This window comes from Allostella sp. (assembly GCF_041913585.1).
Classification (GTDB): domain Bacteria; phylum Pseudomonadota; class Alphaproteobacteria; order ATCC43930; family Allostellaceae; genus Allostella.
This window is the reverse complement of record NZ_JAYSFE010000009.1, coordinates 3,328-23,573: the sequence shown is the minus strand read 5'-3', so window position 1 is coordinate 23,573 and position 20,246 is coordinate 3,328. Positions and strand designations below refer to the sequence as shown.

20 protein-coding genes are annotated in these 20,246 nt (G+C 70.1%); 4 read left to right on the top strand and 16 right to left on the bottom strand.

The features are described from left to right. Window positions 1-780: LLM class flavin-dependent oxidoreductase (locus tag ACE3Q3_RS03160; protein ID WP_374441681.1), on the top strand; the 780-nt coding region annotated here is incomplete at its 5' end. Window positions 781-799: 19 nt separating this feature from the next. Here the strand turns inward: ACE3Q3_RS03160 and ACE3Q3_RS03155 are convergent. The 12 genes from ACE3Q3_RS03155 to ACE3Q3_RS03100 all read right to left on the bottom strand — a co-directional run bounded on the left by ACE3Q3_RS03155 (window position 800) and on the right by ACE3Q3_RS03100 (window position 11,581). Beyond that, window positions 800-1,132 (bottom strand): hypothetical protein, encoded by a 333-nt coding sequence (locus tag ACE3Q3_RS03155; RefSeq protein ID WP_374441678.1) that lies wholly within the window; start codon window positions 1,130-1,132, stop codon window positions 800-802. A gap of 101 nt (window positions 1,133-1,233) precedes the next feature. Continuing rightward, window positions 1,234-1,980: an SDR family NAD(P)-dependent oxidoreductase gene (locus ACE3Q3_RS03150; protein WP_374441674.1), complete on the bottom strand. Its 747-nt coding sequence runs from the start codon at window positions 1,978-1,980 to the stop codon at window positions 1,234-1,236. 26 nt (window positions 1,981-2,006) lie between these two features. Continuing rightward, window positions 2,007-2,429, bottom strand: coding sequence for a DUF6691 family protein (locus ACE3Q3_RS03145; RefSeq protein ID WP_374441672.1), 423 nt, complete (start codon window positions 2,427-2,429; stop codon window positions 2,007-2,009). Next, window positions 2,429-2,863: a YeeE/YedE family protein gene (locus ACE3Q3_RS03140; protein ID WP_374441669.1), complete on the bottom strand. Its 435-nt coding sequence runs from the start codon at window positions 2,861-2,863 to the stop codon at window positions 2,429-2,431. Before ACE3Q3_RS03140 ends, ACE3Q3_RS03145 begins: the two co-directional genes overlap by 1 nt. 50 nt (window positions 2,864-2,913) lie before the next feature. Next, window positions 2,914-3,798, bottom strand: a complete 885-nt coding sequence (locus tag ACE3Q3_RS03135) for a CoA ester lyase (protein WP_374441666.1) — start codon at window positions 3,796-3,798, stop codon at window positions 2,914-2,916. A gap of 24 nt (window positions 3,799-3,822) precedes the next feature. Then, complete coding sequence (locus ACE3Q3_RS03130) at window positions 3,823-5,394, bottom strand: ABC transporter substrate-binding protein (RefSeq protein WP_374441663.1); 1,572 nt, start codon at window positions 5,392-5,394, stop codon at window positions 3,823-3,825. Window positions 5,395-5,418: 24 nt separating this feature from the next. Next, on the bottom strand, window positions 5,419-6,612 hold the full coding sequence (locus tag ACE3Q3_RS03125; protein ID WP_374441660.1) for a CaiB/BaiF CoA transferase family protein: 1,194 nt from the start codon (window positions 6,610-6,612) through the stop codon (window positions 5,419-5,421). Beyond that, entirely contained in the window at window positions 6,612-7,544 is a 933-nt protein-coding gene (locus ACE3Q3_RS03120) for a CoA ester lyase (RefSeq protein WP_374441657.1), read from the bottom strand. Before ACE3Q3_RS03120 ends, ACE3Q3_RS03125 begins: the two co-directional genes overlap by 1 nt. Window positions 7,545-7,576: 32 nt before the next feature. Beyond that, window positions 7,577-7,987, bottom strand: coding sequence for a Zn-ribbon domain-containing OB-fold protein (locus tag ACE3Q3_RS03115; protein WP_374441655.1), 411 nt, complete (start codon window positions 7,985-7,987; stop codon window positions 7,577-7,579). A 14-nt stretch (window positions 7,988-8,001) separates the two neighbouring features. Continuing rightward, entirely contained in the window at window positions 8,002-9,210 is a 1,209-nt protein-coding gene (locus tag ACE3Q3_RS03110) for a thiolase family protein (protein ID WP_374441652.1), read from the bottom strand. Next, window positions 9,207-10,424, bottom strand: a complete 1,218-nt coding sequence (locus tag ACE3Q3_RS03105; protein ID WP_374441649.1) for a CaiB/BaiF CoA transferase family protein — start codon at window positions 10,422-10,424, stop codon at window positions 9,207-9,209. The genes ACE3Q3_RS03110 and ACE3Q3_RS03105 overlap by 4 nt, the downstream gene beginning before the upstream one ends. Window positions 10,425-10,447: 23 nt before the next feature. Then, entirely contained in the window at window positions 10,448-11,581 is a 1,134-nt protein-coding gene (locus ACE3Q3_RS03100) for a CaiB/BaiF CoA transferase family protein (RefSeq protein WP_374441647.1), read from the bottom strand. A gap of 212 nt (window positions 11,582-11,793) precedes the next feature. On the opposite strand from ACE3Q3_RS03100, the gene ACE3Q3_RS03095 reads away from it, so the two are divergent. After that, entirely contained in the window at window positions 11,794-12,477 is a 684-nt protein-coding gene (locus tag ACE3Q3_RS03095; RefSeq protein WP_374441644.1) for a GntR family transcriptional regulator, read from the top strand. Window positions 12,478-12,498: 21 nt separating this feature from the next. Here the strand turns inward: ACE3Q3_RS03095 and ACE3Q3_RS03090 are convergent, their stop codons facing one another. Genes ACE3Q3_RS03090 through ACE3Q3_RS03075 form a run of 4 tightly spaced genes read right to left on the bottom strand, consistent with a single transcriptional unit; the run spans window position 12,499 to window position 18,036 of the window. Then, window positions 12,499-14,076 carry an ABC transporter substrate-binding protein gene (locus tag ACE3Q3_RS03090; protein ID WP_374441641.1) on the bottom strand — a complete coding sequence of 526 codons (1,578 nt, stop codon included), beginning with the start codon at window positions 14,074-14,076 and terminating at the stop codon, window positions 12,499-12,501. Window positions 14,077-14,114: 38 nt separating this feature from the next. Then, window positions 14,115-15,008, bottom strand: coding sequence for an ABC transporter permease (locus ACE3Q3_RS03085; RefSeq protein ID WP_374441638.1), 894 nt, complete (start codon window positions 15,006-15,008; stop codon window positions 14,115-14,117). Between the two features lie 13 nt (window positions 15,009-15,021). Further along, window positions 15,022-15,975: an ABC transporter permease gene (locus ACE3Q3_RS03080; protein WP_374441635.1), complete on the bottom strand. Its 954-nt coding sequence runs from the start codon at window positions 15,973-15,975 to the stop codon at window positions 15,022-15,024. Window positions 15,976-15,990: 15 nt separating this feature from the next. Then, a complete protein-coding gene (locus ACE3Q3_RS03075) occupies window positions 15,991-18,036 on the bottom strand; it encodes a dipeptide ABC transporter ATP-binding protein (RefSeq protein WP_374441633.1) in 2,046 nt (681 codons plus the stop codon). A gap of 183 nt (window positions 18,037-18,219) precedes the next feature. On the opposite strand from ACE3Q3_RS03075, the gene ACE3Q3_RS03070 reads away from it, so the two are divergent. Next, window positions 18,220-18,987, top strand: coding sequence for an SDR family NAD(P)-dependent oxidoreductase (locus ACE3Q3_RS03070; RefSeq protein WP_374441631.1), 768 nt, complete (start codon window positions 18,220-18,222; stop codon window positions 18,985-18,987). 93 nt (window positions 18,988-19,080) lie between these two features. Further along, entirely contained in the window at window positions 19,081-20,073 is a 993-nt protein-coding gene (locus ACE3Q3_RS03065) for a hydroxyacid dehydrogenase (protein WP_374441628.1), read from the top strand. Window positions 20,074-20,246: the final 173 nt, after the last annotated feature.

Here is a 20,246-nt window from a genome sequence, read left to right as displayed (position 1 = left end):
GCGCAGCGCCCGCGCATGAACGAGGCGCTCGACGTGCTGATGGAGCTGATGCAGGGCCGGTCGGTGACGAAGAAGACCGACTGGTTCGACCTGCAGGCGGCCCAGGTCCAGCTTCCGCCCTACACCCAGCCGATGATGGAGATGGCGGTCGCCTGCGCCCGCTCGCCGGTCGGGGCGGTGGCCTCGGGCCGGCACGGCATCGGCATGCTGTCGATCGGCGGCACCTCGGACGACGCGCTCAAGGCGCACGCCAGCAACTGGGGTATCTATACCCAGAACGCCGAGCAGAACGGCCATGTCGCCGACCGGCGGAAGTGGCGCATCGTCACCTTCGCCCACGTCGCCGAGACCCGAGAACAGGCGCATCGCGACGTCGCCTTCGGCCTCGAGCACTATTGCCGGTATTTCACCGACGTCGCGACCTTCCCGATCATCCCGCCCGGGATCACCGATCCGCTCGACTACCTGACGCGCGAGGGGATCGCCTGCATCGGCACGCCCGACGACTGCATCCGCCATTTCGAGCGGCTGTGGATGGGCTCGAACGGCGGCTTCGGAGCGGTGCTGCTGCTCGCCCACAACTGGGCCGACTGGCCGGCCACCCAGCGCAGCTACGAGCTGATGGCGCGCTTCGTCCACCCGCACTTCCAGCGCGATTCCAACGCGCTGCGCCGCCTCAGCTACGACATCGCCACCAGCCACAGCGACAATTACAAGGCGCAGTCGATGGCCGCCGTCATGGGCGAGATCGAGAAGCACAAGGCGAAGACGGGCGGGTGATCCGCCCGCCTCCACCGCGTCAGCAGGGGCAGGCGTTCATCGGCAGGGGCAGGACGGTGTCCGAAGTCGTCGGCACGACGCAGACGGTACCGGCGGTGACGACGTTGATCGCCCCGGCGAGGTAGCGGTCGACCTGGACGAGGCAGCTCTGGGCGGCCGGGCTGCACTGGCCGGACCAGGTACCGCCGTGCGGCAGGTTCTGGATCGCCGACCGCACCTCGCCCTGGGGCGCGGCGGCGTCGCGGACGGCGATGTCGACGGGCGCGCCGGTGCAGTTGCGGATCGTGACCGGCGCCGCCGCGACCGTGCCGGAAGCGATCGCGAGGACGGCGGCGGCGAGCAGGCTCTTCATGGGCAACCCTCCATTGCGCGCCCGAGAACTCCGGGAGCGAAAACTCCGGGTCCGACAACTCCGCGACCGCCGCCTCGGTTCCCTGCGAAACCGGCGCCGTTTCAGGTGAGGAAGGCGCCGCCGTTGACATGGATGGTCTGGCCGGTGACGTAGGCGCCCTCGGGCCCGGCGAGCAGGCGCACCATGCCGGCGATCTCCTCGACGGTGCCGCGGCGGGCGAGCGGGATGCCGGCCATCAGGGTCGGCGGCATCGGTCCGGCCGAGACCCCGCGGGCAGTGTCGATGGCGCCGGGCGCGACGCAGTTGCAGGTGATGCGGTGCGGCGCCAGTTCGACCGCGAGCGACCGGACGAGGCCCTCCAGCCCCGCCTTCGAGGCGGAGACGTGGCAGCGGTTGGGCGTGCCGACATGGTTGGAGATGCCGGACAGCGCGACGAAGGCGCCGCCGCCGCGCCGGATCATGTGCGGCACCGCCGCCCGCGACAGGAGGAAGGCGCCGTCGAGCGCGACCGACAGGATCTCCCGCCACTCCGCCAGCGAGATCTCGAGGAAGGGCGTCTGGCGCCGCAGCCCGGCATTGCTGACCAGGATGTCGATGCCGCCGAACTCGGCCGCGGTGCGCTCGACCATCGCGGCCACCTGCGCCTCGTCGGAGACGTCGCCCATGACGGGGACGGCGCGCCCGCCGGCCGCCGCGATCTCGGCCACCACCCCCTCGACCGCCGCCCGGTCGCCGCGACCGTTGACGGCGACCGCCGCCCCGTCGCGCGCCAGCGCCAGCGCGATCGCCCGGCCGATGTTCCTGCCCGCGCCCGTGACCAGGGCGACCTTGCCGTCCAGCGCACCCATCGTCCGCCCCCTTCCCGCCAGTGTCGTCACGCCGTCCCGGTCTTGTCCTGCACGAGGCGGGCCGCCACCATGCCGATCGCCATTGCGGCGACGAAGACCCAGGCCCTGCCGGAGAGTCCGAGCGAGGCCAGCGCCGGGCCCGGACAGAAGCCCACCAGGCCCCAGCCGATGCCGAAGATCGCCGCCCCGGCGACCAGTCGGGTGTCGATCCCGGTGCGGGTCGGCAGATGGAAGCGCTCGGCCAGGAGCGGGCGCTGCCGGGCGGAGGCGAGCCGGTAGCCGAGGAAGGCGACGGCCACCGCGCCGGCCATCACGAACGCCAGCGTCGGATCCCAGGCGCCGGCGACATCGAGGAAATTGCGCACCTTGGCGGGATCCATCATGCCGGACACGGCGAGGCCGGCGCCGAAGATCAGCCCCGCCGCGAGATGCGCCAGGACGCCGCCCATCAGCCGATCCCGAGATGGCGCACGGCGAAGACGGTCGCCAGCGCCGTCGCCATGAAGATCGCCGTCGCCGCCAGCGAGCGCGGCGACAGGCGCGCGATGCCGCAGACGCCATGACCACTGGTGCAGCCGCCGCCGAGCACCGTCCCGAAGCCCACCAGCAGGCCGGCCACCGCCAGGAGCACGGCATCGTCCGGCACCGTCTGCGGAACCGGATGGCCGGCCGCCAGGACCAGCAGCGGCGCCGCCACCAGCCCGGCGAGGAACGCCGCGGCGCGCAGCCGGGTCCCGGTCGCGGCCGGCCCGAGCAGGCGGGCGGCGAGTCCGCTGATGCCGGCGACGCGGCCTTCGAACAGCATGAGCAGCGCGGCGGCGAGGCCGATGAGGCCGCCGCCGGCGAGCCCGGTCCAGGGCGTCAGGGATGTCTCGGGTGTCACGGGGCTCTTCCCCCTTGTCGGCGGAGTGGTGCGCGTCCGACGCGGCCGGATCAGCCGGCGGCGCGGCCCGCCGCCTCGATCTCCTCCTGGTCCTTCACGATGCGCTGGGCGCGGTAGACGATCGGATAGTCGACGAACTTGCCGTCGATCTGGAAGGCGGCCGAGCCGGCCGCCTCGGCGGCGGCGAAGGCGTCGACCACCTTGCGCGCGAAGGCGAGTTCCTCCGGGGTCGGGCTGAACACCCGGTTGATGACCGGGATCTGGTTCGGATGGATGCAGGTCTTGCCCTGGAAACCCATGCGCTTGACCGCCTTGGCCGACGCCTCCAGCCCGTCCATGTCCTGGAGGTCGACCCAGACCGAATCGAGCGGCGCCTCCAGCCCGTTCGCCTTGGACTGGATCACCATCTGGGCGCGGGCGTGGGCGAGTTCCGCCTCGTCGCGCGTCCACACGACATTGGCGTCGAAGGTGAAGTCGCCGGCACCGAACGAGCAGCGGCGGACGCGGCTGCCGGCGCCCATGATCTCCCGCAGGTTGGCGATGCCGCGGGCGGTCTCGATGATCGGGACGAGGTCGATGCTCCGCCGGGCGAGCCCGCGCTCGCGCTCGAGCTGCTCCAGCACCCAGTCGATCGCGAGCAGGCCCGAGGCGGTCTCGACCTTCGGCAGGATGATGCCGTCGAGCCCCGGCCCCACCACCTCGACGAGGTCGGCGTAGCAGAAGGGCGTGTCCATGGCATTGACCCGGACGTAGGCACGGCAGGTGCGCGGCCGCTGCAGGGCGGCCACGATCAGCTTGCGCGTTCCCGGCTTCTCGGCGACGGCGACCGCGTCCTCGAGGTCGAGGATGACGCCGTCGGCGCCGACGGTGAAGACCTTCTCGACCCGGCGGGCGTGGTTGCCGGGCGCGAAGAGAAGCGTGCGGAACAGTGCCATGGACGATGCTCCCTCAGGACCGGGTCACGGCTTCAGCCAGATCTCGGCGAGATCCTGGTTCAGCATGTGGCTCGGCAGGTTGACCCAGCCCTGGACCTTGGCGTCGAGCGCGACGTTGCGGGCCGACCAGAAGCCCGGCGCCGAATAGACCTGCTGGATCAGGTGCCGCTGCAGCTCGACCACCAGCTTCTCGCGCTCCTTCACGTCGAGCGCCAGCTTCTGCCGGTCGTAGAGGTCGTCGACCTTGCGGTCGATGTAGCGCGAGACGTTGGCGTCCGACTTGTCGAACGACAGGTAGCGGTTGAGCTGGACGGACGGGTCGTCGTTCCACTCCGCCTGGGAATCGACCAGGACCTCGAAGTTGCCCGACCGGCGCGTCGCCAGCCACTGCGCGGTGTCGAGCTGCTGGTGCTCGGCGGTGACGCCGATCTGCCGCCACTGGTCGATCAGGAAGAGTCCGAGCGGGATGAAGGGCGCCGTCACCCGGTTGGTCAGCTTGAAGGAGAGGTTGGGCACGCCCGCCTCCTTCAGCAGCCGCTTCGCCTCCTCGCGCGCCGCCTTGATGTCCTTCGAGAAGCCGGGCAGGTCGTTCAGCGCGTCGCCGCGCAGCGCCATGTCCGAGCCGGGCCGCATCAGGCCACCGACATACTTGAGGAAGGTGATGCGCGACATCGGCCCGGCGCCGCCCCAGCGGTCGACGGCGAGCGTCAGCGCCCGGCGCACCCGGATGTCGTCGAAGGGCTTCTTCTCGGCATTGAAGGAGAAGAAGAAGTGGGCGAGCCACTCGCCTTCGGCGAACCCGATCTGGTCGCCGCGGGCGGTCTTGAGGCGGGCCGCGTCGGCCGGGGCGAAGCCGCGGAACTCGGCCTGGATCTGGCCGCCGGCGAGCGCGTTGACGATCGCGGTGGCGGCCATCGCCTGGGCGCGGAAACCGTCGAGATAGGGCAGGCCCGGGCGGAAATAGTCGTCGAAGCGCTTGCCGATCCAGTGCGAGCCGGCGACCCGCTCGACGAAGACGAAGGGGCCGGTGCCCATCACCGTCTTCGTCGGGAAGAGCGGGTCCGCCTCCAGCTTCGCCGCCGAGTAGAGGCAGTTCCAGGGGCTGGCGAACTGCGACAGCATGCCGGCGTTGGGCGCCTTGATGCGGAAGACGACGGTCCTGGCGTCCGGCGCCTCGATCGAAGTCAGGTCCTCGAAGAGGGCGGCGCGCACCGAGACGACGCCGGGGCCCGGCTTCCAGATGCGCTCGTAGGTCGCCTTGACGTCCTTCGCGGTCAGGGTCGAGCCGTCATGGAACTTGACCCCGTCCCGGATCCGGAACGTGTAGGTCAGGCCGTCGGCCGAGACGGTCCAGCTCTCCGCCACGTCGGGGACGATCTTCGGGTAGTCCTTGGGATCGAACTTGGCGAGCAGGGAATAGTGCGGCGCCAGGTAGTGGATGTTCGAGAAGCTCGACGCGGCGTGGCAGTCGAGGGTCGAGGTGTCCCCCTGGACGGCATAGGTCAGGGTGCCGCCCCTGGCGGGCGCCTGGGCCTCGGCCACAGGCGCCGCCAGCAGCGCGGCCAGCGCCGCCGCACCGATCGTCCTTCCGAGCATCGTTTCCTCCGTCGCTGGTGGTCGTCAGATGATGGCGCCGTCGGCGCGCATCCTCGCGATCTCTTCTTCGCTGTAGCCGTAGCGGGCGAGCACCTGGTCGGTGTGCTGGCCGAAGCCGGGCGCGCCGAACTGGTCGGGCCCCGGCGTGGTGCCGAACTCGACCGGCTTGCCGAAGCCGCGGTAGGAGCCGAGCGCCGGGTGCTGCATGGTCGCCACCAGCTTCTGGTCGAGGACCTGGGGATGGTCGAACATGTCCTCGATCGGGTGCGCCTTCGAGCACGGCACGCGCTGCCCGAAGATCTCCTCCCACTCGTCGGCGGTATGGGCGAGCAGGAGCTCGCGCATCCGCGGCAGGATCTCGTGCGCATGCTCGGCCCGCTTGCGCATGGTGTCGTAGCGCGGGTGCCGGGCGAGGTCGGGCATGCCGATCAGCTCGCACAGCGCTTCCCAGAAATGCGGCGAGTGGGCGGAGATGTAGATGTGCCCGTCCTTGGTCGGGTGGATGCCGGTGAGCCCGCCCGAGCGCAGGTCGCGGGCCGCCTCCCTGCCCTCCCCCTCGGCCCAGACGAACCGGCCCGCCTGCATGGCGAGCGCCGTGCGCAGCAGCGACAGGCCGACGAACTGGCCCTCGCCGGTGCGCTCGCGGTGATAGAGCGCGGAGGAGACGCCGAAGGCGAGCAGTGCCGAGGTGTAGTAGTCGACGATCGAGCCCAGCACGACCTGCGGCTCGCCGTCCCGGCCCTGGAAGGTGCAGATGCCGGTCATCGTCTGCAGCACCTGGTCGAAGCCGGCATTGTCGGCCATCGGCCCGGTCTGGCCGAAGCCGGTCAGCGAGACGTAGATGAGGCGCGGGTTGATCGTCTTCAGCCGCTCGTAGCCGATGCCGAGCCGGTCCGGCACCGAAGGCCGGAAATTGTGGGCGATGACGTCGGCGTCGGCGACCATGCGGTCGAGCGCCTCGCGCGCCTCCTTCTTCTTCAGGTCGAGGACGACGCCGAGCTTGTTCCGGTTGGTGCCGAGGAAGACCCGGCTCTCGTTCGGGATCGTCGACGGGAAGTTGCGGATCATGTCGCCCGCCGGCGCCTCGATCTTGATGACCTCGGCGCCGAGATCGGCGAGCAGCGTGCAGCCGTAGGGACCGGCGAGATAGGAGGTGAGGTCGAGGACCTTGATGCCGGTCAGCGGGCCGATCGGCCCCTTCGCCGCCGCCGCGGCCATCACCGGCCCTCCCGGATCGCCTGCCGCCGGGCTTCGCGGGCGGCGAGGCGCTGGGCGCGATCGATCAGCCGTTCGGCGCGCTCGACGATCGGAATGTCGATCATCTTGCCCTCGAAGGTCACCGAGCCGCGGCCCTGGGCATAGGCCTCCTTGTAGGCCGCGACCATGCGGTGGGCGCGGTCGACCTCCTCGGCCGCCGGGGTGAAGCCCTCGTTCAGCAGCGGCACGGTGCTGGGATGGATGCAGGCGCTGCCCTCGAAGCCGAAGCGGGCGGAGCGGCGGATGGTCTTCCGGTAGCCCTCGACGTCGGCGAAGTTGGCGACCGAGCCGATGGTGCCGACGGGCGCGATGCCCGCCGCGCGCGCGGCGATGACGCATTGCTGCTTGGGATAGAGCAGCATCTCGGCATCCGGCTCGGCGCCGAGCGAGGAGGCGAAATCCTCGCTGCCCAGCGTCAGCGCGACGACCCGGGGATGGGCGGACGCGATCTCGAACATCCGCGGGAAGGCGGCCGCGGTCTCGATCATGGCGATGAACTTGGTCTGGCCGAGGGGCACGCCCTTGGCGCGCTCGACCGTGTCCACCAGTTCGGCCAGCAGGCGGACATGGCCGGCGCTGTCGATCTTCGGCACCATCAGGGCCTCGACGCCGGCGGACACCACCGTCTCGATGTCGCGGATGGCGAGTTCGATCGGGCGATTGATGCGCACGATGACGTCGGCGCCCGAGCGCGACACCAGCGGGGCGGCGTCCGCCACCATGTCGCGCGCCGCCGCCTTGTCGTCGGGCGCGATGCTGTCCTCGAGGTCGAGGATGATGGCATCGGCGCCCCGCTCGTGTGCCTTGTCGACGTATTTCCGGACGTTGACGGGCACGAACATCATCGAGCGCCAGACGGTGAAATCCGCGTTGGCCGGACCTGCGATCGACATGGGTGACCTTCCTTGCGCTTCCAGCAACGCCGCTAGCGGTCGAGCTCGAACCGGGGCAGGACGACGCCGTCCGGCATCGTCGCGTAGACGAGCCGGACCCGTTCGCCGATCCAGGAACCGGACGGCTTCTCCCCTTCGAGGTTGCTGATCATGATCGGTCCCTCCGCGAGACGGACCGCGATGGAATTGTAGGGTGCCGGGTAGGCCGGCAGATATTGCCGATGAAAGACGACCCAGGAAAGGATCGTCGCTCGGCCGGAGACGGGGACCCACTCGAGTTCCATCGAGAGGCAGGCGGGGCAGCCCGGACCCGGCGGATACTGGAAGCTGCCGCAGCGTGTGCAGCGCTGCAGCTTCATCGCCTTCTGGTCGATGCTCTCCCACATCGGCTTGTCGTAGAGCCCCATGACCCGGCGGGGCGTGCGGATGTCGGCGGCGGCCATGCTCCCGGCCCTCCCTAGCGGCTGTAGACGATCGAGACGGCCTTGCCGGCGACGTCGGAGGAATAGTGGACGTTGCGGCAGTTCTCGACCTGGCGGTCGCCGCACTCGCCGCGGATCTGGCGCACGCACTCGATCTGGTGCGCCCAGCCCTGCATGTAGGTCTCGGAGAGGTGCCCGCCCGAGGTGTTGGTCGGCAGCCTGCCGCCCGGGCCGACGCCGCTCTCGCGCAGGAACTTGCCGGCCTCGCCGACCCGGCAGTAGCCGTAGCCCTCGAGCGCCAGCGGCACATGGACGGAGAAGCTGTCGTAGACCTGGAACACGTCCATGTCCTTCGGCCCCATGCCGGCCATGTCGAAGACCTGCTGCGCGACCGCCTGCTGGGCCGGCAGGTAGAAGTCGGTCAGGCGCGGCTCCAGGCTGGTCGCCCCGTGGTTGAGGTCCGACCGGCCGGCGGCCTCGATGTAGACCGGCGGCTTGCGGCCGATGCGCCGGGCGATCGAGGCCTCGGCGATGATGAGGGCGACGCCGCCGTCATTGATGAGGCAGTAGTCGAAGAGGTGCAGCGGCTCGCAGACGTAGCGCGACGCCATGTAGTCGTCGACGGTGATGCGCTCGCGCATGATCGCGTTCGGGTTCAGCGACGACCAGGCGCGCTGCGCGACCGCCACCTCGCCCAGCTCGCGCTCGGTGAAGCCGTGCGCGTGCTTGTAGGCCTGGAGCGTCAGCGCATAGAGCGCGCCCTGCGAGGTCAGCCCCCAGGGCGCGTGGTAGACGTAGGAGAGGAAGGCGTTGCCGCCCATCGCGTCCGGCCCGCCATACTGCGTGCCGACCGAGCGCTGGTCGTTGCCGTAGACCAGCGCCACGACATCGGCGAAGCCGCTCTCGATCGCCTGCACCGCCTGCAGGACCGACAGCACGGCGTCGGCCTGGTCGCCCCAGCGCGGGTTGATGCCGAGCAGTTCGGCCAGCCGCTCGTAGGCGGTCGTCGGGCCGACGATGAGGCCGTCGATCATCGACCGGTCGATGCCGGAATCGGCGAGCGCGTCGACGAAGGCGCCCATCCCGTAGCCGAGCGCGTCGGTCGGCTTCTCGCCGGCGCGGGTGCGCTTCCAGTCGCCGACCCAGTCGGTATGGCCGACGCCGACGACGGCGGCGGCGCGGCGGATGCGGGGGTTCGGGTGACGCCCGGCCCCCGCCTGTTTCGGTGCTGCTGCGCTGGTCATCCGAGGATACCCCGATCGTTCAGGTCCTTCACGCGCTCCTCGCTGAGGCCGAGGACGCCGGTCAGGATTTCGTGCGTGTGCTCGCCGAAGAGCGGCTGGCGCTTCAGCTCGACCCGCTCGCCGTCGACCGTGTAGGGCGGCGAGGTGAAGAGCGCCGGCCCGATCTCGGGGTGGTCGAGAGTCTGCCAGTAGCCGCGGGCGGCGAGCTGCGGGTCCTCCTCGATGAGGTCGCGCGAGTTGGCGACGCGCGCCGCGGCGACCCCCGCCTTCTGGAGCAGGGCCGCGACCTCGACCGGCGTGCGGTCGGCCGTCCAGGCGCCGACCGCGGCCTCCAGCTCCGGCACCGCGGCGCGCCGGCCGGCGGCCGTCCGCAGGTCGGCGCGGCCGGCCAGGTCCTGGCGGCCCATGGCGGCGGCGAGCGCCAGCCATTCGGCATCGCCCTCGACCGCGATCGCCACCCAGGCATCCTCGCCCCGGCAGCGGAAGATGTTGTGCGGCGCATGCTCGCGCGAGCGGTTGCCGACCTGCGGCGGCTCGCGGCCGGAGGCCGCCGCCTCGACCAGCGCCGGGCCGACGAAGTTCGCCGTCGATTCGATCTGCGACAGGTCGATCTTCATGCCGCGGCCGGTGTGGCGGCGGTAGCGCAGCGCCGCCAGGACGGCGAAGGCGGCGTGGTAGGGGTTGGCCGCGTGGTCGGGATAGTGGGTGCCGGGGCCGACCGGGTCGTTCGGGCCATAGGCGGTCATCCACATCAGGCCGGTGACGGCGCTGATCGTCATGCCGACGCCGAGCAGCGAGGAGAACGGCCCGTCCTCGCCGTACATCGGCATCGCCAGGTAGATGATGTCGGGCTTGATCTTCTTCAGGTCGTCGTAGCCGAGGCCGAGCCGCTCCATCGCGCCCGGTCCGAAATTGTTGCTGACGACGTCGGACTGGGCGACCAGCGCGCGCGCCAGCTCCAGACCGTCCGGCTCCTTGAGGTTGATCGCGACGCTCTTCTTGCCGGTGTTGCGCGAGGCGAAGTAGCCGCTGCGGTTGATGCCGGCGATGCCGTCCTTGTAGGGCACGCCGCGGCGCACCGGGTCCGGCCGCGACATGCTCTCGACCTTGAGGACCTCGGCCCCGAAATCGGAGAAGACCTTGGTGCCGAACGGGCCGGCGCCGGCCCAGGTGAAGTCCGCGAAGCGGATGCCGCGCAGGAAGTCGGGTCGCATGGTCCTGCCCTCTCCTCGTTCGTCTAGCCGCGGTCGCCGAGAGCCGGCGCGGGCGTCGCCGCCCACACCGGTTCGGAGAGCTTGTAGGGCGCGCCCGGGAACTGCACCGGGCGCTCGAACCGCGGGTCGTCCATCTGGATGAAGTACTTGCGATAGGCGAGCTGGCGGTCGCCGAGGACGTCGGCGATGCGGGCGACGGGCGCCATCACGACCTTGCGCTTCAGCGCCTCGGCCAGCAGTTCGTCGCGGGTGTAGCGGCCGATGAAGGCCTCGAAGAGCGGCCGGAAGAGCGCCTTCGCCTCGGCGGTCTGGCGCCAGCGGCGGTCGAGCCAGCGCTCCTTGCCGAACTCCTCCAGCGACGGGTGGCCGGTCTCGGCCATCCAGGCCAGGATCTGCTTCCAGGAAATGCCGAGCGTCGGCGGCGAGGCGAGGAACACCTGGCCGTCCTTGCAGGCGTAGATGTCCTCGCTGGCGTCGCGGGTGCCCTCGCCGGCGCGGTGCGAGATGCGCCGCTCGAGGTCCCAGACCTGGAGCGCGTTCTGCAGGGAGTGGGCGATGCATTCCTGGGCCGAGACGTCGACGACGTGGCCGGTGCCGCCGGTCTCGGCGTCGAACAGGCACATCGCCGTGGCGACCGCGGCGTAGACCGAGGTGATCATCACCGACTGGTCGACCGGCAGGCGGAGCGGCGGTTCGCCCTCGCGTCCGGTCATCCAGGCGATGCCCCCCGCCGCCTGCAGCACGAGGTCGCTCGCCGCCGCCTGCTCCCACGGGCCGCCCAACCCATAGGGCGAGACGATGGTCACGACCGCCTGCGGATTCTGCGCGCGCACCCAGGCGATCTCGTCCGCGAGCGGCGCGCCGCGCTCGAGGAAGACGATGTGGGCGTCCTTCGCCATCGCGGCGAAGGTCGCGCGCCCGCGCTCGGCGGCGAGGTCGAGGACGACGCTGCGCTTGCTGGCGTTGAAGAAGCCGAAGGCATAGTCGGGGCTGTTGCGCCCGGGCTGCTCGGCCTGCCGCCGGTCGGGCAGGCCCTCCGGCGGTTCGACCCGGATCACCTCGGCGCCGAGGTCGCCGAACAGCCGCGTGGCGTAGCGCCCGAGATTGTGGGTCAGGTCGAGGACCCGGATCCCCGTGTAGGGACGAAACGCTTCCATCACCGGTCTTTCCCGTAGTGCTGCGACGCGAGGTCCGCGGCGGCACTGCCGCACGGTCGCTCGACATTCTGGTTATAAAATATATTCTGTAAGTACCGACACCAAGCGGAATCCCCGCCCGGGCGGCGCGGCCGCGCCGAATCCGAGGAACGGGAAAATCCGCTAGAATGGACAGCGAGATGCGGGCTCAGACGAGAGGAACCGGACGCGCGATGACCTTCCGGACCAAACAGGACCAGGTGGCGGACATCCTGCGCGAGCGGGTGATCGCCGGCGTCTATGCCCGCGGCACCAAGCTGAAGCAGTCCGAGATCGCCGAGGAACTCGGCGTCTCGATCACCCCGGTTCGCGAGGCCCTGCACATCCTCGAGGCCGAGGGCTACATCTCCGGGCTCTCCCATCGCGGCCTGCTGGTGCCGCAGTTCGACCCGGCGGAGACGCAGGAGATCTTCGACCTGCGACTGATGCTGGAACGCGACCTCACCGCCTTCGCGCTGCCGAACGTGACGCCCCAGCACCTGGAGGAGATGAAGGGGTTCCAGCGGGTGGTCTCGGAGCTGACCCGCGGCCGCGACCGGCTGGCGACGCGGACCGCCAACTTCCGCTTCCATTTCCGGCTCTACGAACTCGCCGACCGGCCGCAGACGCTGAAGTTCGTGCGCGTGCTGTGGGCCAAGTACCCGTTCATCTACCAGGAGCTCGGCGGCCGGCGGATGCGCCACATCGACGAGCACGAGCGCTTCCTCGCCCGCGTCGAGGCCGGCGACCGGGAGGGCGCGATCGAGGCGATGGTCGACCACATCCGCAGCGGCTGGACCGAACTGCATGCACATGGCTGGCTCGACGGCGGGGCGGGGAACGGAGCGGACCGGAAGGCCGCGGCCGGCGGTGACTGAGCGCCGCCGGCCGCAGGCGCCCTACTTGTTGCCAGCGAGCCAGACGTCGCCGAGGTCCTGGTAGATCATGTGGGTCGGCGACATGGTCCAGCCCTTCACGCGCTGGTTCATGACGACGATGCGCTGCCACCACAGCAGCGGCACCGAATAGGCCTGCTCCATGGCGCGGTTCTCGAAGGCGCGGACGAGCTCGATGCGCTTGGCCTTGTCCGCCGTCCGTGCCTGCTCGTCGAAGAGCCGGTCGAGCTCGCGGTCGATGGCGCGATGGACCGCTACCGGCGACCGGTCGAAGGACGCGTACTTGTAGAGGACGTTCGACGGATCGTCGCTGAACTGGGTGAAGGAATCGACGAAGACGTCGAAGTCGCCGCTGTTCTGGAGCGAGTACCAGCTCGCGAGCTCGACCTGCTTGTGCTCGACCTTGACGCCGATCTGGCGCCACTGGTCGATGGCGAAGATCCCGGCGGTGACGTAGGGGGCGATGTTGCGGTCCATCAAGGTGAAGGTCAGGTTCTCCTGCCCGGCCTCCTTCAGCAGGCGCTTCGCCTCGGCCCGGTTGGCCGCCATGTCGCGGCCGTAGCCCGGCCACTTCTCCATCTCCTTGGGGCTCGCCGACCATTCGCTGCCCGGCCGCACCATGCCGCCGGGCGCGCCCAGCAGGGAGATCTTGCTGAGCGACGTCGAACCGCCCCAGCGGTCGAGCGCCAGCGACAGCGCGCGCCGCACGCGCGGATCGTCGAACGGCTTCCGCTCGGTGTTGAAGGTGATGATCATGTGGAGGAGCCAGCTCTCCTCCAGCACGTTCGCGTCCTTGCCGAGCGAACGCACGATCCGGTCGCGCTCGGTGGGCGAGAAGCCGCGGAACTCGGCGTCGATCTGGCCGCCGGCGAGCGCGTTCACCCGCGCCGCGGAGGTCATGGTGACCGAGCGGAAGCCGTCGAGAAAGGGGCGGTCCTTGCGGAAATAGTCCTGGAACCGCTCGCCCGACCAGTGCGAGCCGGCGACGTGCTCGACGAACTTGAACGGCCCGGTGCCGATGATGTTCTTGGCCGGGAAGTTGGGATCGGCCTTCAGCCGCGCCGCGCTGTAGACGCAGTTCCAGGGCGAGGCGAAGTTTGTCATCATCGACGCGTCGACCTCCTTCATCCGGAAGACGACCGTCAGCGGGTCCGGCGCCTCGACCCCGGCGACCTTCACGAACGACGCCTGCCGGTTCGACACCACGCCCTCGGGCGGGTTGATGATCCGGTCGTAGGTCGCCTTGATGTCGGCCGAGGTCAGGACCGTGCCGTCGTGGAACTTGACGTTCGGGTGCAGCTTGAAGGTGTAGGTCAGGCTGTCCGGCGAGACCGTCCAGCTCTGGGCGAGGTCGCCGACGATGTTCGGATACTTGCCGGGCTCGAACTTCAGCAGGGTCGAATAGTGCGGTGCGACCCGCTGCATCACGGCGAAGGTCCCGGTCGCGTGGCAGTCGTAGGTCGGCGGCTCGGCGATGATCGCCCAGTTCAGGGTGCCGCCCCGCTGCGGTGTCTCCGCCAGCGCCCCGATCGGCAGCGTGGCGACGATCGCGGCGGCGATCGCGGATGTGAGCGCTTTCATGGTTCCTGTCCTCCCGGGGGGTGTTTGGCGAAGTCGGCTCAGGTCTTGAACTTCGGATCCAGCCAGTCGCGCAGGGAATCGCCGAAGAGATTGAAGGAGAAGACGGCGAGCGAGATGGCGGCGCCCGGGAAGAGAATCATCCACGGCGCCTCCTGGTAGAAGTTGGAGGAGTCGCCGGAGAGCATCAGGCCCCAGGCCGGCTTCGGCTCGCTGACGCCGAGGCCGAGGAAGGACAGCGACGCCTCGAGCAGGATCGCCTGCGCGACGTAGGCGGTCAGCATGATGAGGTAGGGCGCCAGCACGTTCGGCAGCATGTGCCGGAAGATGATGTGGGCGTCCGAGTAGCCGCCGGCCCGCGCCGCGTCGACGTAGGGCATCTCGCGGATCGCCAGCGCCGAGGAACGGACGACGCGGGCGACGCGCGGCACGATCGGGATGGCGATGGCGCAGATCAGGTTGATGTCGATGCCGCCCACCGGCTGGTGGCCGAGCACGGCGACCACGACCAGCGCCAGGACGATGATCGGATAGGACAGCAGGACGTCGATGAAGCGCTGGATCGCGAGATCGACCCGGCCGCCGAAATAGGCCGAGGTGACGCCGATGACGGCCCCCAGCGAACAGCCGACGAAGGACGAGACGAAGCCGATCGTGAGCGCCGTGCGGGCGCCGTAGATGATGCGGGTCAGGATGTCGCGCCCGAAGGCGTCGGTGCCGAACGGGTGCTCCCAGGAGGGCGCCGTCAGCATGGCGGCGAAGTCGATCGCCTCCGGGTCGTAGGGGGCGATGACGTCGGCGAAGATCGCTGCCGTGCCCATGACGAGGATCACGAGCAGGCCCGCCGCACCCAGCGGCTGGAAGCGGATGAAGGCGAGGATCGGGTTGGCGCGACGGTAGCGCGGCGCGGCGACGCTGGGGACGGCGACGGTCATCGGCGGCCTCCCGTCAGGCGTAGCGGATGCGCGGATCGAGCACGCCGTAGAGCAGGTCGATCACGAGGTTGACGACGGTGAACATGACGGCGATCAGCAGCACCAGGGTCTGCACGATGATGAAGTCGTTGCGGCTCACCGCCTCGACGAAGAGCCGGCCGATGCCGTTGAGGTTGAAGACCTGCTCGGTGACGACGAGACCGCCGATGAGGAAGGCGAACTCGAGCCCGACCACGGTGATCGCCGGCAGCAGCGCGTTGCGCATGGCGTGGCGGCCGACGACGAGGCGCTCGTACACCCCCTTGGCGCGCGCGGTGCGGATGTAGTCCTCCTTCATCACCTCGATGATCGAGGACCGCACCATGCGCGCCACCACCGCCGAGTAGCGGTAGCCGACGGCGAGCGCCGGCCAGACCAGCTGCGACAGGTTGGCGAGCGGGTCCTGGAGGAAGGGCGTGTAGGTGACCGGCGGCGACCAGGCGAAGAAGGTCAGCAGCGCCATGATCATCAGCATGCCGAGCCAGAAGGCCGGCACCGCCAGCCCGGCGATGGTGACCACGCGCACCGCGTAGTCGATCCAGGTGTCGCGGAAGAGCGCCGAGATCGTTCCCAGCGGCAGGGCTATGAGCACGGATATGACGGCCGCCATGACGGCGACCTGCAAGGTCAGGCCGATGCGGATGCCGATCTCCTCGATGACGGCGCGGCCGGTCCACATCGAGGTGCCGAAATCGAGGGTGACGAGGCCCTTCATCCACTCGCCGAACTGGACCACGAGCGGCTTGTTGAGCCCGAGCCGCTCGCGCTCGCGCTCGATCACCTCCTGGGTGACGGTGCCGCCGTCGCCGCGCAGCTTGATCTCGACGATGTCGCCCGGAACGACGCGCAGCATGAAGAAGGTGAGGACGGCGACGCCGAGCAGCGTCGGCACCATCAGGAAGATTCGCTTGGCGAGGTAGCGGAGCATGGCGCGTCGACCCCGTCAGATCTTGATGCAGGCGGCGAAGTGGCCCGGGCGGACCTCGCGCGCCTCGGGCACCACGCGCCGGCACTCCTCGGTCGCCAGCGGGCAGCGCGTGTGGAAGACGCAGCCGGACGGCGGCGCCAGCGGCGACGGCAGCTCGCCCTTCAGCGCCCGCGGCTTGCGCGCCCGCTCGAGCACCGGGTCGGGCACCGGCGCCGCATCGAGCAGCGCCTGGGTGTAGGGGTGGAGCGGCTGGCCGTAGAGATCGTCGCGGTCGGCCATCTCCATGACGCGGCCGAGATACATGACGACGATGCGGTGCGAGATGTGGCGGACCACGGCGAGGTCGTGGGCGATGAAGAGATAGGTCAGGCCCAGCCGCTCCTGCAGCTCGTCGAGCAGGTTGATGATCTGGCCCTGGATCGAGACGTCGAGCGCCGACACCGGCTCGTCGCAGACGATGAAGTCGGGATCCATGGCGAGCGCGCGGGCGATGCCGACGCGCTGACGCTGCCCGCCCGAGAGCTGATGCGGATAGCGGTCGGCGAAGTCGGCATAGAGCCCGGCCTGGACGAGGAACTCGGCCACCCGCTCGCGCGCCTCGCGCCGGCGGACGCCGCGGCGGAAGACCAGCGGCTCGGCGATGATGTCGCCGATCGTCATGCGCGGGTTGAGCGAGCTGTACGGGTCCTGGAAGATGACCTGGATCTTGGTCCGCAGTTCCTTCATGCGGGAACGCGACGCGGTGACCAGGTCCTCGCCGCCGAAACGCACCTCGCCGCCGGTCGCGTCCTCCAGGCGCAGGATGGTGCGGCCGATCGTGGTCTTGCCGCAGCCGGATTCGCCGACGAGGCCCAGCGTGCGGCCGCGCTCGATCTGGAAGGAGACGTTCTCGACCGCACGCACGACGCCCTTGGCGCCGAGCAGGCCGCGGCCGCGGACCTCGAAATGCTTGGTCAGGCCGCGCACGTCGACCAGCACCTCCGCCGCGGCCGGCTTCTCGCGCTGGGCAGGCGCCGCAGCCGTCGCCTCGGCGAGGCCGCCCGCCAGCTCCTCGGCGCGGTGACAGGCCGCGCGCTGGCCGCCGCCGGCATCGTGGTAGGGCGGGTCGATCGCGCACTGGTCGATGCGGAAGGGACAGCGGGCCGCGAAGCGGCAGCCCGGGGGCGGCGCCAGCAGGTTCGGCGGCAGGCCCTCGATGGTGGCGAGCTTCTGGTCGCGCGGCCGGTCGAGGCGCGGCACCGAGCGCATCAGGCCGATCGTGTAGGGGTGGCGCGGCGCCCCGAAGACGCGCTCGGCCGGCCCCTCCTCGACCACCCGGCCGGCATACATGACGGCGACCCGGTCGGCGTAGCGGGCGACGATGCCGAGATTGTGGGTGATGACGACGAGCGTGATGCCGAGGCGTCGCGACAGGTCCTTCATCAGCTCCAGGATCTGGGCCTGGATGGTGACGTCGAGCGCGGTCGTCGGCTCGTCGGCGATGATGAGCTTGGGATTGCAGGCGAGCCCGATCGCGATCATCACGCGCTGGCGCATGCCGCCCGAGAACTGGTGCGGGTACTGGCCGAGGCGCCGCTCCGCATCGGGAATGCCGACCAGCCCGAGCAGTTCGACAGCGCGCGCCGTCGCCTGCTCGTCGGACATGCCGAGGTGGATCTTCAGGGGCTCCATGATCTGCAGCCCGATTGTCAGGATCGGGTTCAGGCTGGTCATCGGCTCCTGGAAGATCATCGCGATGTCGCGGCCGCGGAGCTCGCGCATCTCGTTCTCGGAGAGGCCGAGGAGGTCGCGGCCCTCGAACAGGATGCGGCCGCCGGCGATGCGGCCGGCCGGCTTCGCCAGGAGGCGCATCACCGCCAGCGCCGACACCGACTTGCCGCAGCCGGACTCGCCGACGAGCGCCATGGTCTCGCCGGGACGCACCTGCCAGTCGACCCCGTCGACCGCCTTCACCACGCCACGACCGGTGGAGAACTCGACCCTGAGGCCCTCGACGGAGATCAGCGGCGCGACATCGGCCGCCGGGACAGGCGTCGTCTCCAGAACTGTGGCGCTCTCCATTCCCCGTTCCGCGTTGGTGAGGCAGAATATAGGATATAAGTTACACGATGCGGGCCGGTCGCCAACCCTATAATCATGCTGCCCACTCGGAAGGCACGTCCCGCGGGAGCCAATGCAACGCCAGATCCGCCGCGGATGCAATCGCTTACATGCGATCGCGGCGGAGAACGACAGGATGAAAAAATGCGCATCGACGATCTGAACGGCAAGGCGGCCCTGGTCACCGGTTCCTCGACCGGCATCGGCGCGGCGGTCGCCCGCGGCTTCGGCGCCCAGGGGATGATGGTGGCGGTCCACGGCAACAGCAGCATCGCCGAGGCCGAGGCGGTCGCGGCCGACGTCGAGGCCGCCGGCGGCCGTGCCGTCGTACTCAAGGGCGACGTCCGCGACATCGCCGCCTGCGCCCGCCTCGTCCAGGAGGCGCACGCCGCCTTCGGCCGGCTCGACGTCCTGGTCAACAACGCCGGCGGCGTCGTCGAACGCAAGCCGCTGCGCGATGTCGACGACGACCTCTACCACCGCATCGTCGACCTCAACGCCCAGTCGGTCTTCGCCTGCTCGCGCGCGGCCCTGCCGATCATGGAGGCGGCCGGCGGCGGCGCCATCATCTCGACGACCTCGCTCGCCGCCCGCAACGGCGGCGGCAGCCGGTCGACCCTCTACGCCGCCTCCAAGGCCTTCGTCTCGACCTTCACCCGCGGCCTCGCCAAGGAAGTGGCGCGCCACAACATCCGGGTGAACGCCGTCGCGCCGGGCGTCATCGGCAAGCCCGACAAGGGCAAGACGACGCCCGCCCACCAGCTCGAGGCCTCGATCCGGCTGACGCCGATGCGCCGCATCGGCACCGTCGAGGAATGCGTCGGCGCCTATCTCTACCTCGCCTCCGGCGAGATGTCGGGCTTCGTCACCGGACAGGTGCTGGAGGTCAACGGCGGCCTGCTGATGCCGTGATCCCAATGGCGCGGGCGGCGGCTGGAAACGGCCGCCGCCACGGGCCTATAGTGGCGCCCCTTCCCCTGCCTGTTCTGCATTTCCGGAGGAAACGTGGCGACCAACAAGAAGAAGGTCCTGGTGCCCGACACCATGGGCAAGGCCGGCCTCGCCCTGCTGCGCGCCCGCGAGGACGTCGAGGTGGCGACCTTCCCGAACTTCATCAAGCGGCCGGACTTCCAGGCGCTGCTCCGCCAGCACGGCGCCGTCAACGCGGTCGTGCTCGGCGCCACCCCCTTCGGTCCCGAGGAATCCGCCGCGACCCAGGGGCTCCAGGTGGTCGCCCGCATCGGCGTCGGCTACGACGCCGTCGACGTGCCGACCTTGACCGCCCGCAAGGTGCCGTTGATGACCGCCGGCACCGCCAACTCGCCGTCGGTCGCCGAACTGGCGATGTTCTTCATGCTGACGCTGGCCAAGCGCGGCGCCATGTTCAACCGGCTGGTCCAGGAGGGCCGCTGGGTCGCCGACCGCATGAAGCAGATGCCGGCCGACCTCAACGGCAAGACGGTGCTGATCGTCGGCTTCGGCCGCATCGGCACCCGCACCGCCAAGCGCTGCCTCGCCATGGAGATGGAGGTCCTGGTCCACGACCCCTATGTCTCCGAAGTCTCGATCCGCGCGGCCGGCTGCGAGCCGGCGCCCGACCTCGACGCGGCGCTCGCCCGTGCCGACTTCCTGACCCTGCACTGCCCGAAGACGCCGGAGACGGTGGGCCTGATCGGTGCCGCCCGCCTCGCGCGGATGAAGCCGACCGCCTACCTCGTCAACACCGCCCGCGGCGGCATCGTCGACGAGACGGCGCTCCACGCCGCCCTGACCTCGGGCGGGATCGCCGGCGCCGGCCTCGACGTCTATGCCCAGGAGCCGCCCGATCCGAACCATCCGCTGCTGAAGCTCGACAGCGTCATCAGCGCCCCGCACATGGCCGGCGTCACCGCCGAGGCCGTCGAGCGCATGGCCGAGGCGTCGAGCCGCAACGTGCTGAGCGTCTTCGACGGCGCCCCCATCCGCGAGAACGTCATCAACAAGGAAGTGCTGGCCTGAGGCGCAGCCAGCGTCGTGCGTATTTCCCCACGCTATCCCGATAGCGTGGGGAGATATGCGATGGCGCTGTTCATGCGCGATGCGGAAGTGGCTGCCCTTGCCGAGGAAGTTCCGCGCCTCACCCATGCCAAGACCAAGACGGAAGCCGTCCGACAGGCCCTGCTGAGCCGGCT